10 protein-coding genes are annotated in these 15,922 nt (G+C 74.8%); 9 read left to right on the top strand and 1 reads right to left on the bottom strand.

The genetic code is table 11. From position 1 onward, the window contains the following. The first annotated feature begins 82 nt into the window (after nucleotides 1–82). The 5 genes from AC3EQ1_RS16515 (at nucleotide 83) to nudC (ending at nucleotide 11,159) form a co-directional block, all read left to right on the top strand. Nucleotides 83–466 (top strand): MGMT family protein, encoded by a 384-nt coding sequence (locus AC3EQ1_RS16515; protein ID WP_432095062.1) that lies wholly within the window; start codon nucleotides 83–85, stop codon nucleotides 464–466. A 238-nt stretch (nucleotides 467–704) separates the two neighbouring features. Beyond that, complete coding sequence (locus AC3EQ1_RS16510) at nucleotides 705–4,397, top strand: ATP-dependent helicase (RefSeq protein ID WP_432095061.1); 3,693 nt, start codon at nucleotides 705–707, stop codon at nucleotides 4,395–4,397. Between the two features lie 164 nt (nucleotides 4,398–4,561). After that, nucleotides 4,562–8,662 carry an ATP-dependent helicase gene (locus AC3EQ1_RS16505; protein WP_432095060.1) on the top strand — a complete coding sequence of 1,367 codons (4,101 nt, stop codon included), beginning with the start codon at nucleotides 4,562–4,564 and terminating at the stop codon, nucleotides 8,660–8,662. Nucleotides 8,663–8,724: 62 nt separating this feature from the next. Then, entirely contained in the window at nucleotides 8,725–10,164 is a 1,440-nt protein-coding gene (locus tag AC3EQ1_RS16500) for a dipeptidase (protein WP_432095059.1), read from the top strand. A 50-nt stretch (nucleotides 10,165–10,214) separates the two neighbouring features. Next, nucleotides 10,215–11,159 (top strand): NAD(+) diphosphatase, encoded by a 945-nt coding sequence (gene nudC / locus AC3EQ1_RS16495; RefSeq protein ID WP_432095058.1) that lies wholly within the window; start codon nucleotides 10,215–10,217, stop codon nucleotides 11,157–11,159. Nucleotides 11,160–11,369: 210 nt separating this feature from the next. Here the strand turns inward: nudC and AC3EQ1_RS16490 are convergent, their stop codons facing one another. Next, nucleotides 11,370–11,612, bottom strand: a complete 243-nt coding sequence (locus tag AC3EQ1_RS16490) for a mycoredoxin (protein ID WP_351514773.1) — start codon at nucleotides 11,610–11,612, stop codon at nucleotides 11,370–11,372. A gap of 567 nt (nucleotides 11,613–12,179) precedes the next feature. On the opposite strand from AC3EQ1_RS16490, the gene AC3EQ1_RS16485 reads away from it, so the two are divergent. The 4 genes from AC3EQ1_RS16485 (at nucleotide 12,180) to AC3EQ1_RS16470 (ending at nucleotide 15,795) form a co-directional block, all read left to right on the top strand. Beyond that, a complete protein-coding gene (locus AC3EQ1_RS16485) occupies nucleotides 12,180–14,405 on the top strand; it encodes an ATP-dependent DNA helicase UvrD2 (protein WP_432095086.1) in 2,226 nt (741 codons plus the stop codon). A 161-nt stretch (nucleotides 14,406–14,566) separates the two neighbouring features. Continuing rightward, the gene (locus AC3EQ1_RS16480; protein WP_432095057.1) at nucleotides 14,567–14,935 is read left to right on the top strand and encodes a hypothetical protein; all 369 of its coding nucleotides are present in this window, start codon (nucleotides 14,567–14,569) and stop codon (nucleotides 14,933–14,935) included. A gap of 171 nt (nucleotides 14,936–15,106) precedes the next feature. Beyond that, nucleotides 15,107–15,472, top strand: a complete 366-nt coding sequence (locus AC3EQ1_RS16475) for a WhiB family transcriptional regulator (protein WP_432095056.1) — start codon at nucleotides 15,107–15,109, stop codon at nucleotides 15,470–15,472. Then, on the top strand, nucleotides 15,469–15,795 hold the full coding sequence (locus AC3EQ1_RS16470; protein WP_432095055.1) for a hypothetical protein: 327 nt from the start codon (nucleotides 15,469–15,471) through the stop codon (nucleotides 15,793–15,795). The genes AC3EQ1_RS16475 and AC3EQ1_RS16470 overlap by 4 nt, the downstream gene beginning before the upstream one ends. The last annotated feature ends 127 nt before the right edge of the window (nucleotides 15,796–15,922 follow it).

Here is a 15,922-nt window from a genome sequence, read left to right as displayed (position 1 = left end):
TGGGGACCGTGCGGCAGGCCCGTGCCCTGCGACGGGGACGGTCCGTGAGCGGCCCGTGCCGATGTCGGTGCGGTGCGGCAGGATGGGCCGGATGAGTCGGGAGAACGTGTCGGCCGGGCTGCCGGAGTACGCGGAGCGGGTCCTCGAGGTCGCTGAGCTGATTCCGCCGGGCCGGGTCATGACGTACGGCGATGTCGCCGAGTGGCTCGGCGCGGGAGGCCCCCGGCAGGTCGGCCGGGTCATGGCGCTCTACGGCGGCGCGGTGCCCTGGTGGCGGGTCGTCCGCGCGGACGGCGCCCTGCTGCCCGGACACGAGCAGCGGGCGCTCGGCCACTACCGGGACGAGGGCACTCCGCTCCGGGCCGCCGGGTCCTCGGCGGCCGGCCGGCTGCCGAGGATCGACATGGCCCGGGCCCGCTGGGACGGCGGCGCCGGTGACGGCGCGGACGAAGAAGCTCATATCTGACAGCTTCCGCCATCGGACCTCCGATGAGGTGACCGAGGACCCCTTCGGAGTATCCCGCGGAGTGTCCCGGCCGCGCCGGGGACCCGTGCCGCGCCGCCCGCGCGAGGGCGTAGCCTCGTCAGCTCGCAGCACACCCACCCCCGGGACCGGCGTGACGGCCCCGCGGCCCGTCGCACGGTTCACCGGGCGGGCCCGCCCAGCACCGCAACCAGCACACCCACCAGGACCGGCGATCCACGTGAGCTCCTCCTTCGCGTCCCCCGCGCCGCACGGGCAGGTACGGCCGTCGGTCCACGGCGCGTACCGACTGGTGCGTACCCCGCCGGCGCCGGTCGACCCTCCTGTTCTGGACGCACGTCAGCGGGCGGTGGTTGAGCACCCCGGCGGACCGCTGCTCGTCCTCGCCGGACCGGGCACCGGGAAGACGACGACGCTGGTCGAAGCGGTGGCCCGGCGGGTGGCCTCGGGCACCGCCCCGGAGCGGATCCTGGTGCTCACCTTCAGCCGCAAGGCGGCGGTCGAGCTGCGGGACCGGATGGCCGCCCGGCTCGGCGGGGCGGGCCCGCAGGCGACGACGTTCCACTCGTACTGCTACGCCCTGGTCCGCGCCCACCAGGACGTGGAGCTCTTCGTCGATCCGCTGCGGCTGCTGACCGGCCCCGAACAGGACGTCGCGGTCCGCGAAATGCTGGCCGGACAGATCGAGCTGGCGCGGGAGGGGCGCGGGGGCGGGCGCTGGCCGGACGAGCTGCGGGCCTGCCTGACGACCCGCGGGTTCGCCGACGAGGTGCGGGCGGTGCTGGCCCGCAGCCGGGAGCTGGGGCTCGGCCCCGGCGCGCTGGACGCCTTCGCGGCCCGGCAGGGACGGCCGGACTGGCGGGCCGCCGCCTCGTTCCTGGCGGAGTACCTGGACGTCATGGACATGAAGGGCGTACTGGACTACGCGGAGCTGGTGCACCGGGCGGTGCTGCTGGCGCGGCGGCCGGAGGTGGCGGCGGACCTGGCGGGGCGCTACGACGCGGTCTTCGTGGACGAGTACCAGGACACCGACGCGGCGCAGGTGCGGCTCCTCCACGCGCTGGCCGGGAACGCGGTAGCGGGCGGAGGGTTGCGTTCCGGCACCCGGCCGCCGGGAGGGGTGCGGGGCGGCGCTCCGCACCCGGGCCGCACGCTGGTGGCCTTCGGCGACCCCGACCAGTCGATCTACGCGTTCCGAGGCTCCGACATCAACGGGATCCTGGACTTCCCGCAGACCTTCCGGCAGGCCGACGGCGCCCCGGCCGAGGTCGCCGTGCTCGGCACCTCGCGCCGCTCCGGCGCCGGGCTGCTGGCCGCGACCCGGCTGCTCACCCGCCGGATGCCGCTCACCCGGCTGCCGGCCGACGCGGTGCGGGCCCACCGGGATCTCGCGGCGGTGCGCGACGGCGGCCGGGCCGAGGTGTTCACCTACCCGACGCCCGGCGCGGAGCTGGACAACATCGCCGACCTGCTGCGCCGCGCGCACCTGGAGGACGGCGTGCCGTGGCGCGAGATGGCAGTGCTGGTGCGCGCCGGGGGGCGCTCGATACCGGCCGTACGCCGTGCGCTCACCTCGGCGGGAGTCCCGCTGGAGATCGACGGCAACGATCTGCCGCTGCGACACGAGCCGGCCGTGGGGCCGCTGCTCACGGCGCTGAAGACGACGGCCACGGCCGCGCTGCGGGGCGGTCCGGAGCCGGTGTGGGGGGCCGGGGCGGCGGACGGGGGTGGCGAGTCCGGGGACACCGGGGACTCGGACTCGGGGGGAGTGGGCTCCGGGGGCGTGGACGACGCGCCCGCGCCGGAGGACGACGTACCGGTGCCTGAGATCGACGTGCCCGTGCCGGGGGCCGACGTGCCCGTGCCGGGGGTCGACGTGCCCGTGCCCATGGACGACTCACCGGTGCCCGAGGCCGACGTGCCCGTCCCCGAGGCCGACGTGCCCGTCCCGGGGGCCGACCTGCCCGCGCCCGAGGTCGACGCGTCCGCGCCCGAGGACGCGGCCCTCGCACCGGAGGGCGCCGCTCTGGACGTGGAGACCGCCATCGGTCTGCTCACCTCGCCCCTCGGCGGCCTGGACAGCACCGACCTCCGCCGGCTCGGCCGGGCGCTGCGCGAGGAGGAGCGGGCGGCCGGACGTACGGTGCCCCGCCCGTCCGATGTGCTCATCGCCGAGGCCCTCGCCGAGCCCGAGCGGCTCACCGCGCACGACCCGGCGTACGCCCGCGCGGCCCAGCGCCTCGGCGGTCTGCTGCGCGACGCCCGCGAGCTGCTGGCGGGCGGCGGGACCGCCGAGGAGGCGCTGTGGGCGCTGTGGAACGGCACCTCCTGGCCGCAGCGGCTGGAGCGGGCGGCGCGGCGCGGCGGCGCGGCCGGGCGCAACGCGGACCGCGACCTCGACGCCGTCTGCGCCCTGTTCGAGACCGCGGCGCGCGCCGAGGAGCGTTCCGGCGGGCGGGGCGCCCTCAACTTCATCGAGGAACTGGACGCCCAGGACATCGCCGCCGACACCCTCTCCCGACGCACGGTACGGCCCGACGCCGTACGGCTGATGACCGCGCACCGCTCCAAGGGGCTTCAGTGGAGGCTCGTCGTGGTCGCGGGCGTCCAGGAGGGGCTCTGGCCCGATCTGCGGCGCCGCGGCTCGCTCCTGGAGGCGGACCGCATCGGCCGCGACGGCCTCGCCGCACCGCTCACCCCCGGCGCGCTGCTCGCCGAGGAGCGCCGGCTGTTCTACGTCGCCGCCACCCGCGCGAAGGAACGCCTGGTGGTCACCGCCGTCAAGGCCCCCGCCGACGACGGCGACCAGCCGTCCCGGTTCCTCACCGAACTCGGCGTCGACCCGGTCGACGTCGCGCACCGGCCCCGGCGTCCGCTCTCCGTCGCCGCGCTGGTCGCGGAGCTGCGGGCCACCACCGTCGATCCGGCCGTCTCCCCGGCCCTGCGCGACGCCGCGGCCCGCCGGCTGGCGCGGCTGGCGGCGCTCCGGGACGACGACGGCCCGGCGGACGGAACCGGTCAGCCCCTGGTCCCGGCGGCCGACCCGGACCGCTGGTGGGGCCTGTACGAGCCGACGCACAGCGCGGTACCGCTGCACGATCCGGACCGCCCCGTGGCGCTCTCCGGCAGCGCCCTCGACCAGCTGGCCAACACCTGCTCGCTCCAGTGGTTCCTGGGCCGCGAGGTGAAGGCCGACACGCCCGCGACCGCGGCCCAGGGCTTCGGCAACGTGGTGCACGTCCTCGCCGACGAGGTCGCCTCCGGCCGCACGCCGGCCGATCTCGCCGTGCTCATGGAGCGGCTGGACTCCGTCTGGGACGCGCTCGCCTTCGACGCGCCCTGGAAGTCGCGGCAGGAGAAGGAGCACGCGCGCGCCGCCCTGGAGCGCTTCCTGCGCTGGCACGTCATGGACCGGGCCGGCCGGGCCGCCGTCGCGACGGAGCACGACTTCGACGTCACGCTGGAGGCCGGCTCCTGCTCGGTCCGCATCCGCGGCAGCATGGACCGGGTCGAGACGGACGACGCGGGGCGCGCCTACGTCGTCGACTTCAAGACCGGCAAGGCCAAGCCGACCGGCCCCGAGGTCGCCCGGCACCCACAGCTCGCGGTCTACCAGCTCGCCGTGCGCGAGGGTGCGGTGGACGGCGCGTTCGAGGGGCGGACGCCCGAGCAGGGGGGCGCGGAGCTGGTTCATCTGCGCCTCGGTGCCCCGAAGAAGGAGGGCGGCGACGCCCTGCCCGCCGTCCAGGCGCAGGAGCCGGTGACCGGCGACTGGGCCGGCGAACTTCTCGCCACCGCGGCGGGCCGGGTCCTCGACGAACGCTTCGCCCCCAGCACGGGCCGGCACTGCCAGCACTGCGCGTTCCGCAACGCCTGCACCGCGCAGCCGGAGGGGCGCCACGTCGTGGAGTGACCGGGGGCGGGTGCCGCGGCCGGCCGCGGCCGGACCCGCCCGGGAGCCGGACCGCTCCGGCGGACGCGGCCGCGGGGCTCGGTCGCCGGGAGCATGCCCACGGCAAGCGTGGCCCGGCCCCCGCCCCGCCCCCGATGTCGGTGGCGGCCGTTAGCCTCACTCGGATGGCAGCGCGTATCACCGACCCCGAGGAGCTCAAGGAGCTCCTGGGCATCCCGTTCACCCCGGAGCAGACGGCGTGCATCACCGCGCCGCCCGCCCCGCAGGTGATCGTCGCCGGGGCGGGCTCCGGGAAGACCACGGTGATGGCAGCCCGCGTCGTCTGGCTCGTCGGCACCGGCCAGGTCGCACCCGACCAGGTGCTGGGCCTCACCTTCACCAACAAGGCCGCGGGAGAGCTCGCCGAGCGGGTCCGCAAGGCGCTGGTGGCCGCGGGGGTCACGGATCCGGACGGGCTCCCGCCGGTGCCGGCCCCTCCGGCAGGCGGCCCGGGATCCCTCGGCGTTCCCCCGGAGCGTGCTGCTCCGGTCGGGGACGTTCCCGCCGGGGGCGTTCCGGTCGGGGACGGGCGAGGCGGGTACGCGCCGGCGGAGGACGTGCGGGGCGGGCACGTACCGGCCGAGGACGTACCGGGCGAGCCGCGCATCTCGACCTACCACGCCTTCGCCGGGCAGCTCCTCACCGACCACGGCCTGCGTATCGGGCTGGAGCCCAGCGCCCGGCTCCTCGCCGACGCCACCCGCTTCCAGCTCGCCGCCCAGGTGCTGCGCTCCGCCCCGGGGCCCTATCCGGCGCTCACCAAGTCGCTGCCCGCCCTCGTCGAGGACCTGCTCGCCCTCGACGCCGAGATCTCCGAACACCTCGTCCCCGCCGAGCGGCTGCAGGCGTACGACACGGCGCTGCTGCGTACCCTCGACGGCGCGAAACTCGGCAACGCCGATCTGCGCAAGGCCCCCGAAGCCGCCCGCGCCCGCCTGGAGCTGCTGGACCTCGTCCGCGCCTACCGGGCGGAGAAGCAGCGCCGGGACCTCCTCGACTTCGGCGACCAGATCGCCCTGTCCGCGACGCTCGCGCGCAGCCACCCCGAGGTGGGCCGGATCCTGCGCGAGCAGTTCTCGGTCGTCCTGCTCGACGAGTACCAGGACACCTCCGTCGCCCAGCGGCTGCTGCTCGCGGGACTCTTCGGCGACGGCACGGGGCACGCCGTGACCGCCGTCGGCGACCCCTGCCAGGCCATCTACGGCTGGCGCGGTGCCTCCGTCGCCAACCTCGACGACTTCCCCGCGCACTTCCCGCGGTCCGACGGCCGCCCCGCGCAGCGCTTCGCGCTCAGCGAGAACCGGCGCAGCGGCGGCCGCCTCCTGGACCTCGCCAACGGGCTCGCGGGCCCGCTGCGTTCGCTCCACGAGGGAGTGGAGGCGCTGCGCCCGGCCCCCGGCGCCGAACGGGACGGCGTCGTACGATGCGCCCTGCTGCCCACCCACGCCGAGGAGCTGGCGTGGCTCGCCGACTCCGTCGCCCACCTGGTGCGCACGGGCACCCCGCCGGGGGAGATCGCGGTGCTGTGCCGCACCGCCGGGGACTTCCCGCAGATCCAGGGCGCGCTGGTGGAGCGGGACGTTCCGGTGGAGGTGGTCGGGCTGTCCGGCCTGCTGCACCTGCCGGAGGTCGCGGACCTCGTCGCGGTGTGCGAGGCGCTCCAGGACCCGACGGCCAACGCCCCCCTGGTCCGGCTGCTGACCGGGCCGCGCTGGCGCATCGGCCCCCGGGACCTCGCCCTGCTGGGCCGCCGCGCCCGGACCCTCGTCCGCACGGCCACCGACGACACCGACCCGGACCCGGACGCGCGGCTCGCCGAGGCGGTCGCGGGGGTGGACACGGCCGAGCTCGTCTCGCTCTCCGACGCGCTCGACACCTTCCTGCTGGCGGACGGGCCGGACGACGGGCTGCCGTTCTCCGCGCCGGCCCGCATCCGGTTCGCCCGGCTCGCCGCGGAACTGCGTGACCTGCGGCGATGCCTGGCCGACCCGCTCATGGACGTACTGCACCGGGTGCTGGCCACCACCGGCCTGGACGTCGAACTGTCCGCGTCCCCGCACGCGCTGGCCGCCCGGCGCCGGGAGACCCTCGGCAACTTCCTCGACATCGCCGCCTCGTTCGCCGCCCTGGACGGCGAGGCGACGCTGCTCGCCTTCCTCGGCTTCCTGCGCACGGCCGTCCGGCACGAGAAGGGCCTGGACAACGCCCTGCCCGGCGGCGACAACACGGTCAAGGTGCTGACCGCCCACAAGTCCAAGGGGCTGGAGTGGGACGTGGTCGTGGTTCCGGGGCTGGTGGGGCGGCAGTTCCCCAGCGAGCAGGCGCGCGAGTCCTGGACGGCCAACGCCAAGGTGCTGCCGCACGCGCTGCGCGGCGACGCCGACACCCTGCCGGAGATGGGGGAGTGGACCGCCAAGGGCATGGCCGCCTTCAAGACGGCGATGAAGGAGCACCAGGCCACGGAGGAACTCCGGCTGGGCTATGTGACGTTCACCCGGCCCCGCTCCCTGCTGCTCGGATCCGGCCACTGGTGGGGACCGACGCAGCGGAAGCCACGGGGCCCGTCCGCCTTCCTGGAGGCGCTGCGGCAGCACTGCGAGGCGGGCCACGGCGAGGTCGAGGCCTGGGCCGACACACCCGAGGAGGGGGCGGAGAACCCGGCCCTGGAGGAGGCGGTGGCGGACCGCGCCTGGCCGCTGCCGCTGGACCCCGAGGCGCTGGCACTGCGCCGCAGGGCCGCCGATGCCGTGCGCACCCACCTGGACCGGATCCTCGCCCGCTCGGGGGGCGTGCCCGCGGCGCGCGGGCCCGGAGGGCCGGGGGCGGAGCCCGGCGCGGGCGGGGTCGGGGCCGGGGTTGATGCCGGGGCCGGCGCCGGAGCGGGTGCGGGTGTCGGAGGCGGGGTCAGGGCCCGGGGCGTGCACGATCCGGAATGGCCCCCGCCGCCCGAGGACGATCCGGAGGGCTGGGTGCCCCCGGAGGACGGCCCGTACGACCCCTTCGAGGCCGACTCGCTCGACGCCGACCCCTTCGACGCCGACCCCTTCGACGCCGACCCCTTCGACGCCGACCCCTTCGACACCGATGGCTTCGGCCCCGATCCCTTCGACGCGGGCCTGTCCGATGCCGGACCCGTCGCCGGGGACCCGTTCGCGTTCGACGAAGCCGCTACCGGCACCGGGACCCCCGGTGCCGGGACCGTCGACACCGCGACCCCCGATGCCGGGGCGGGCGCCGCGCAGGCGCTCCACGGCGCTGTGCCGCACCAGCTGCGCCGGACCGCGGCCCGCGAGCCGGAGCCGGTCCGGAACGGTGGGTTCGGTCTTGAGGACGGCCCAGGGCCCGGAAACGGCCCAGGCCCCGATGACGGCTCCGGCTCCGGAATCGGCCCAGGCCCCGACGACGGCCTTGGCCCCGGAAACGGCCCCGGCCCCGAAGACGGCTCCGGCCCCGAAAACGGCCCCGGCCCCGACGACCACCATGCCCTCAGCCCCGAGGAGGCGCGGGCCGTCGCCTCCTGGGACCGGGACCTGGAGGCCCTCACCGGCGAGCTGCGGCGGGCCCGCGCGGCCGTCCGGGACGTGCCGGTGCCCCCGGCGCTCAGCACGTCCCAGCTGCTCCGGCTCGCCGCCGACCCGGACGGCTTCGCCCAGGAGCTCGCCCGTCCCATGCCCCGCCCCCCGCAGCCCGCCGCGCGCCGCGGCACCCGCTTCCACGCCTGGGTGGAGTCGCGCTTCGAGGAGCTCCCGCTGCCGATGCTCGGCCCCGACGAGCTCCCCGGCGGCCTCGACGGCCCCGACGACCGCACGGACCCGGACATCAGCGACGAGCACGATCTGACCGCCCTCAAGGAGGCCTTCGAGCGGACGCCCTACGCCCACCGCACCCCGTACCGGGTCGAGGAGCCGTTCCAGCTGACGCTCGCCGGGCGGCTGATCCGGGGCCGGATCGACGCCGTGTACCGGGAGCGCGGGCAGGACGGCGACCGCTACGAGATCGTCGACTGGAAGACCGGCCGCGGCCGGACCGCCGACCCGCTCCAGCTGGCCGTCTACCGCCTGGCCTGGGCCGAACGGCACGGCCTGCCGCTGTCCGCGGTGACCGCGTCGTTCCTGCACGTCCGCAGCGGCGAGGTGGTCCGGCCGTCCGGGCTGCCGGACCGCGCCGCGCTGGAGCGCCTGCTGCTGAGCGGGGCGGCGCAGCCCGTGCCCGGGGGCCCGGAATGAGCCGCCGGATCCCGCCGGAACCGTGAGAAGGGCGGTTCACCGGGCCGGATAGGCTCGCAGACATGACCTTCCCGGACAGCGCCGTCCGCGCGTACATAGAAGAGCACCGCACCGCCTTCCTCGACGACCTCGTGGAGTGGCTGCGCATCCCCTCCGTGTCGGCCGACCCGGCCCGCGCGGAGGACGTGCGGCGCAGCGCCGAGTGGCTGGCCGCGAAGCTCCGTGAGACGGGTTTCCCGGTCGCCGAGGTCTGGACACCGCCGGCCGGTGAGGACGGTCCCGCCGCCCCCGCGGTCTTCGCCGAGTGGCCGTCGGGCGACCCGGACGCCCCGACCGTCCTCGTCTACGGCCATCACGACGTCCAGCCCGCCGCCCGCGAGGACGGCTGGCACACCGAACCGTTCGAGCCCGTCATCCGCGACGGCCGGCTGCACGCCCGGGGCGCCGCGGACGACAAGGGTCAGGTCTTCTTCCACACCCTGGGCGTCCGCGCGCACCTCGCCGCCACCGGCCGCACCGCCCCGGCCGTCAACCTCAAGCTGCTGATCGAGGGCGAGGAGGAGTCCGGTTCGCCGAACTTCCCCGCCCTGATCCGTGAGCACGCCGGACGGCTCGGCTGCGACGCCGTGATCGTCTCCGACACCGGCATGTGGTCCGCGGACACCCCCACCGTGTGCACCGGGATGCGCGGGCTCGCGGACTGCCAGATCGACCTGTACGGGCCCGCCCAGGACATCCACTCGGGTTCCTTCGGCGGCGCGGTCCCGAACCCGGCCACCGAGGCCGCCCGGCTCGCCGCCGCCCTGCACGACGCGGACCGCCGCGTCGCGATCCCCGGCTTCTACGACGGGGTGATCGAGCTGACCGACCGGGAGCGGGAGCTCTTCGCCGAGCTGCCCTTCGACGAGGAGCGGTGGCTGCGCACCGCCCACTCCGGAGCGACGCTCGGCGAAGCGGGCCACACCACCCTGGAGCGGATCTGGGCCCGTCCGACGGCCGAGGTCAACGGCATCGGCGGCGGCTACCAGGGCCCCGGCGGCAAGACGATCGTGCCGTCCCGCGCCCAGCTGAAGCTGTCCTTCCGGCTGGTGGCCGGCATGGACACGGAGAAGGTCCAGCAGGCCGTACGGGAGTGGGTCGCGGCGCGGCTCCCGGCCGGTATCCGGCACGAGATCACCTTCTGGGGCGCCACCCGGCCCTGCCTCACCCCGCTGGACCATCCGGCGCTCCAGTCCGTCGTCCGGGCCATGGGCCGCGCCTTCGAACAGAAGATCCGTTTCACCCGTGAGGGCGGTTCCGGACCGGCCGCCGACCTCCAGGACGTGCTCGGGGCGCCGGTGCTCTTCCTGGGCATCTCCGTGCCGTCGGACGGCTGGCACGCCCCCGACGAGAAGGTCGAGCTGGACCTGCTGATGAAGGGCGTCGAAACCGCCGCGTACCTCTGGACCGATCTGGCGGAGAATGGGCGCTCGCAGGCTGCGCCCGGCGCCTCGCGCCGGTGACGCGCAGTCCCGTCGAACCACATGTCCCGTATGGGGAGTTGGAAGCAGCTGTGACCACCTGGACCGACCGCACCGCAGTTCCGCAGATCAGCCTCACCGGCGCGAGCGGTATCGACCGCGCGGCGCACCACCGTCTGGACGAGGCGTGGCTGGCCGCGGCGTGGAGCCATCCCACGACGCGGGTCTTCGTGGTCTCCGGTGGGCAGGCCCTGATCGACGACACCCCCGACGGCCGCACCGAACTCGTCATGACACCTGCGTTCGAGGCGCCGCCGACCGAGACGCACCGCTACTTCCTTGGCACCGACGCGGACGGGGTCCGCTACTTCGCGCTGCAGAAGGACGGGCTCCCGGGGCGGATGGACCAGTCGGCGCGCCCGGCCGGCCTGCGCGAGGCGGGGGCGCTGCTGTCCGAGCGGGACGGCGCGCTGATGGCGCACGCCGTCGCGCTGGAGAACTGGCAGCGGCTGCACCGCTTCTGTTCGCGCTGCGGGGAGCGCACGGTGGTCGCGGCCGCGGGCCACGTCCGGCGCTGCCCGGCGTGCTGCGCGGAGCACTACCCCCGCACCGACCCCGCAGTGATCATGCTGGTCACGGATGCCGAGGACCGGGCGCTGCTCGGCCGCCAGATGCACTGGCCGGAGGGCCGGTTCTCGACGCTGGCGGGGTTCGTGGAGCCGGGTGAGTCGATCGAGCACGCGGTGGCGCGGGAGGTCTACGAGGAGGCGGGTGTCACGGTCGGTGAGGTGGAGTACGTCGCCAGCCAGCCGTGGCCCTTCCCGTCCAGCCTGATGCTCGGCTTCATGGCACGCGCCACTTCCCCGCGCATCCAGGTCGACGGCGAGGAGATACACGAGGCGCGATGGTTCTCCCGCGACGAGCTGACCGCGGCGTTCGAGTCGGGCGAGGTGCTGCCGCCGTCCGGTATCTCGATCGCCGCCCGGCTGGTGGAGCTCTGGTACGGAAAGCCGCTGCCCGCGGGCTGCCCGCGCTGAGCGGGCCGCCCACGGGCAGTGAGGTGCGGAGAGGCGGTGAGGTCCGCACGTGTCGCCGTGCGACCGGCCGGCCCCGGGGCGGTGCCGGCCGGAGGGTGGCTCCGGGGGCGGCCGTTGGCCCGGCCGCCCGGCCCGGCTTCGGGGTACCCCGGGCCGCCGCCTTCCGGGCCGCCGCCTTCCGGGTCGTCCGGGGCGCGGCTGCGCTCCCGGTCAGGCGCCGATCTTCTCCTTGACCTGGGCCAGGGACGGGTTCGGGAGAGCGGAACCGTCGGGGAAGAGCACGGTCGGCACGAGCTGGTTGCCGTTGTTGACCTTCTCCACGAAGGAGGCCGACTCGGGGTCCAGCTCGATGTTGATCTCGGTGTACGCAATGCCTTCGCGGTCCATCTGGCTCTTCAGCCGGCGGCAGTAGCCGCACCACGTCGTGCTGTACATCGTCACAGTGCCCTGCATCGGTCCTCGCGCTCCTTGTGGTCGGATGTGACGGTCGGTAGTGGAACGCTCAACCATTGCGGGGCATTCCCCTCCGGGATATCCGCGGGACGCTACACGACGGCGCCGCGAAGGGGCATGAACGCGGCAGAGGCCCGTGACGGGGCGGCTCCGGGCGCGTCGGCGGATCAGCGGCGGACCAGCGCCGCGCGGGCGGACCGTGAGCAACGGCACATGCGGGGCGGGGCGGGTCGGTGGAGGGAGTCGTGCTTCGGGGGGTGGGGCGGTCGGGGGTGGTCCGGTTATCGGGCGGTTCCGGGAGCCGGACGTTGTCCCCGCCCGGGTGGGAGGCCCCGTCCTCGCTCACCGCAGCATCTCCCACACCTCACCACCCCCGCGCCCCGCAGCCACACCCCTCGGCTCCCGGTACGACCGGGCGGCTGCGGCTGTGGACAACCCTCCCGGCCGCTCCGGGCGACCTGGCAGCATGGCGGGGTGACAGCAAGCAACGGTCCTCTCGCCTCCGCCGCGCCCGGCACGGGAAGCCTCACCCCCCTCTTCCCGGCGGTTCCCGACTCGGCCGACGCGGTGCTCGACGGACTCGACCCCGAGCAGCGCGAGGTCGCCACCGCCCTGCACGGACCGGTCTGCGTACTGGCCGGCGCGGGCACCGGCAAGACCCGGGCGATCACTCATCGCATCGCCTACGGCGTGCGGTCCGGAGTGCTCCAGCCGTCCAGTGTGCTCGCCGTCACCTTCACCAACCGGGCGGCCGGGGAGATGCGCGGACGGCTCCGCCAGCTCGGGGCGGCCGGGGTCCAGGCCCGCACGTTCCACTCGGCCGCGCTGCGTCAGCTCCAGTACTTCTGGCCGCGCGCGGTCGGCGGTGAGCTGCCGCGGCTGCTGGAGCGCAAGGTCCAGCTGGTCGCGGAGGCGGCCGCCCGCTGCCGGATCCGCCTGGACCGGAACGAGCTGCGGGACGTCACCGGTGAGGTCGAGTGGGCGAAGGTCACCCAGACGGTGCCCGAGGACTACCCCGCCGCCGTCACCAAGTCCGGCCGGGAGGCCCCGCGCGATCCCGCCGAGATCGCCGGGATCTACGGCACGTACGAGCAGCTGAAGCGGGACCGCGGCGTCATCGACTTCGAGGACGTGCTGCTGCTGACCGTCGGCGTGCTGCAGGACCGGCACGACATCGCGGACACCGTGCGCAGCCAGTACCAGCACTTCGTCGTCGACGAGTACCAGGACGTCAGCCCGCTCCAGCAGCGGCTGCTCGACCTGTGGCTCGGTGACCGGGACAGCCTCTGCGTGGTCGGCGACGCCGGTCAGACGATCTACTCGTTCACCGGCGCCACCCCCGACCATCTGCTCAACTTCCGTACCCGGCACCCGCACGCCACCGTCGTCAGGCTCGTCCGCGACTACCGCTCCACCCCCCAGGTCGTGCACCTCGCCAACAACCTGATGGGCCGCGCCAGGGGGCGGGCCGCCGAACACCGCCTGGAGCTGGTCTCGCAGCGCGGACCCGGCCCCGAGCCGGTCCACACCGAGTACACCGACGAACCGGCCGAGGCGGAGGGCATCGCCCGCCGTATCCGGGAGCTGATGACACCGCGCGAGCAGGGGGGCGGCGGTGTCCCGGCGAGTGAGATCGCGGTGCTCTACCGCATCAACGCCCAGTCGGAGGTCTACGAGCAGGCCCTCGCCGACCACGGCATCCCGTATCAGCTGCGGGGCGCGGAACGGTTCTTCGAGCGCCCGGAGGTCCGCGAGGCAGGCGTCGCCCTGCGGGGGGCCGCGCGGGCGGGAGGCAACGACCCCCTCTTGGAGGACGCGGCCGATCTGCCCTCCCAGGTGCGCGCCGTGCTGGGCACCAAGGGCTGGACCCCGGAGCCGCCGGCCGGCTCCGGCGCCGTACGGGACCGCTGGGAGTCCCTGGCGGCGCTGGTCCGGCTGGCCGAGCAGTTCTCCGCCGCCCGTGCCGCTGCGGGCGCCGGGCCCCCGACCCTCGCCGACCTCGTCACGGAGCTCGACGAACGGGCCGGTGCCCAGCACGCCCCGACGGTCGAGGGCGTCACCCTCGCCTCCCTGCACGCGGCGAAGGGCCTGGAGTGGGACGCCGTGTTCCTGGCCGGTCTCACCGAGGGCATCGTGCCGATCACCTACGCGAAGACCGACGAACAGATCGAGGAGGAACGCCGTCTCCTCTATGTAGGGGTCACCCGGGCGCGGATCCACCTCGGCCTCTCCTGGTCCCTCTCGCGGTCGCCGGGCGGGCGCGCGAACCGTCGGCCCAGCCGCTTCGTCCAGGAGCTCCGGGGCCCTGTCGCACGGGGCGCGGCGTCCCGCGGCGGCAGCGCCGGCGGCGTGGTGCGGGGCGGCACCGGCGCGTCGAGGCGGGTGAAACGCGGACCGGTCCGCTGCCGGGTGTGCGGGCGCACGCTCACCGACGCGGGTGAGATGAAGCTGATGCGCTGCGAGGGCTGCCCCTCCGAACTCGACGAGGCGCTGTACGAGCGCCTGCGCGAGTGGCGCTCGGAGCGAGCGGCGGAGCTCGGACAGCCCGCCTACTGCGTCTTCACCGACAAGACGCTGATGGCCATCGCCGAAGCAGTGCCGGGCGAGGCGTCGGAACTCGTCACCATCGCCGGAGTGGGACGGCGCAAGCTCGACCGGTTCGGTGCGGATGTCCTGGCACTGTGCGCGGGGGACGCCCCGGCGCAATCCCCTGCCGCGGACGCCGGAACCGACGTCGGCGACGCGCCGGACGACCGACTCCGGCACAGCTCCGAGGACGTCGCGGACGACTGATACGAACTCGTCGAAAAAATAGTTTGCGCGGGCCGCAGGAATCCCCATAGCCTTCCGAACACGGAGGCAAGGGCTTCTCCAAGCCCTTGCAGCCGTGTTGTCCTGAGCCCCGACGGACTGGTCCGACCAGTCCCCGAGACGCCGAGAGGAGGCGATTCCAAATGATCAGCATCACCAGCCTGGCCGGTCGTGAGGTCGTCGCCTCCTGCCTGTCGAGCGTCTCCGAGCTTCGGTCCGTCCCGCTCCTCGCCGGTATCCCCCAGGGCTTCCGCGAGCTGAGCATTTCCGGTCTGTCCGGTGGCGCCGAAGCACGTCTCGACGAGCGTCACATTGCTGTGCGCAATGAGCGACCGACCCAGGCACCGGCGGCAGTAGAGGCACAGGCATCGGCCTATGCCTTCACGGCCAAGGGTGCCGACCTCCAGCAGAAGTGGGCCGACGGCGGTTTCGCCGGCGGCACGACCTCTGCGGCCGAGCACCACAAGATGCGGGCCTTCCGTGGCCTCGAACCCTGGAGAGATCCAGCCTGATCGCAAGATCAGGTCGGCACCTTCCAGGGCCGCGGAACCCGAACCGGGATCCGCGGCCCTTTCCGTTGCCTGAGAACACAACGTCTCCGGCGCCGGATGCGGAAGTCACCCGGTACCGACCGAACACCCCGGCCCACCAGGCCGGGCCGACAGACGAGGAAGACACCGCCCGTGCCCAGCCCCGCGCACGCCCCGTCCGTACCGCACGACCCTGTGATCCCGCCGCCCGGCCCTTCGGAGGTCCCCTTGACTCAGCTGACCCAGCTCACCGCGCTCGACGACCAGATCGAGCGCCTCGGTGAGCTCATTCCCTGCCGCTCGTACGACCCGGAGGTCTTCTTCGCCGAGTCCCCGGCCGACGTCGAATACGCCAAGTCGCTCTGCCAGACCTGTCCGCTGCGTGAGGCCTGCCTCGCGGGCGCCAAGGACCGGCGTGAGCCGTGGGGCGTCTGGGGCGGTGAGCTCTTCGTCCAGGGCGTCGTCGTACCGAGGAAGCGGCCGCGTGGTCGCCCGCGGAAGAACCCGGTCGCAGCATGACCACCCTCGGAACGATCGACCGTCCCCGTAAGCACGAACCCACGAAGCAGGTCCCGACGATGAAGCCGTCCGCCCACGAGCCGTCCGTCACCGAAAGCCCAGCCCGTACCGCCGCCGGGGTGAAGACCTCGCGCCAGAACAGGACCCGCGACATGCAACTCATCCCAGAAGCCCTGGCCCGTGCTCATATGCAAGACCGACTGCACGAGGCCGAGTCCGAACGCCCGGCCCTGCGCCTGGTCGCCGCCCGCCGCATGCAGCGCCGGGCCGAGCGTGCCTCGCTGCGGGCCCGGCGTGCCCTGGCCATGGCCGTCATGCAGTGACCAGAGCGGCGTCATGCCACTGAGCGGGGCCGGTTCGCCGAACCGGCCCCGCGGTGCGTTGTGCACCCGCCGTGGGCTCTTCTTGCCATGCGCTCTTCCCGCCGTGCGGTGTGCCTGCCGTGCGGTG

The organism is Streptomyces sp. bgisy100 (genome assembly GCF_057709105.1).
Note: the sequence above shows the minus strand (reverse complement) of the source record. Positions and strands in the feature narration are given on the sequence as shown.

Coding starts and splice junctions, on each gene's coding strand:
- AC3EQ1_RS16505 (WP_432095060.1), top strand. CDS start 4,562: ATGGCAGCGCGTATCACCGACCCCGAGGAGCTCAAGGAGCTCCTGGGC.
- AC3EQ1_RS16490 (WP_351514773.1), bottom strand. CDS start 11,612: ATGCAGGGCACTGTGACGATGTACAGCACGACGTGGTGCGGCTACTGC.
- AC3EQ1_RS16515 (WP_432095062.1), top strand. CDS start 83: ATGGGCCGGATGAGTCGGGAGAACGTGTCGGCCGGGCTGCCGGAGTAC.
- AC3EQ1_RS16480 (WP_432095057.1), top strand. CDS start 14,567: ATGATCAGCATCACCAGCCTGGCCGGTCGTGAGGTCGTCGCCTCCTGC.
- AC3EQ1_RS16500 (WP_432095059.1), top strand. CDS start 8,725: ATGACCTTCCCGGACAGCGCCGTCCGCGCGTACATAGAAGAGCACCGC.
- AC3EQ1_RS16470 (WP_432095055.1), top strand. CDS start 15,469: ATGACCACCCTCGGAACGATCGACCGTCCCCGTAAGCACGAACCCACG.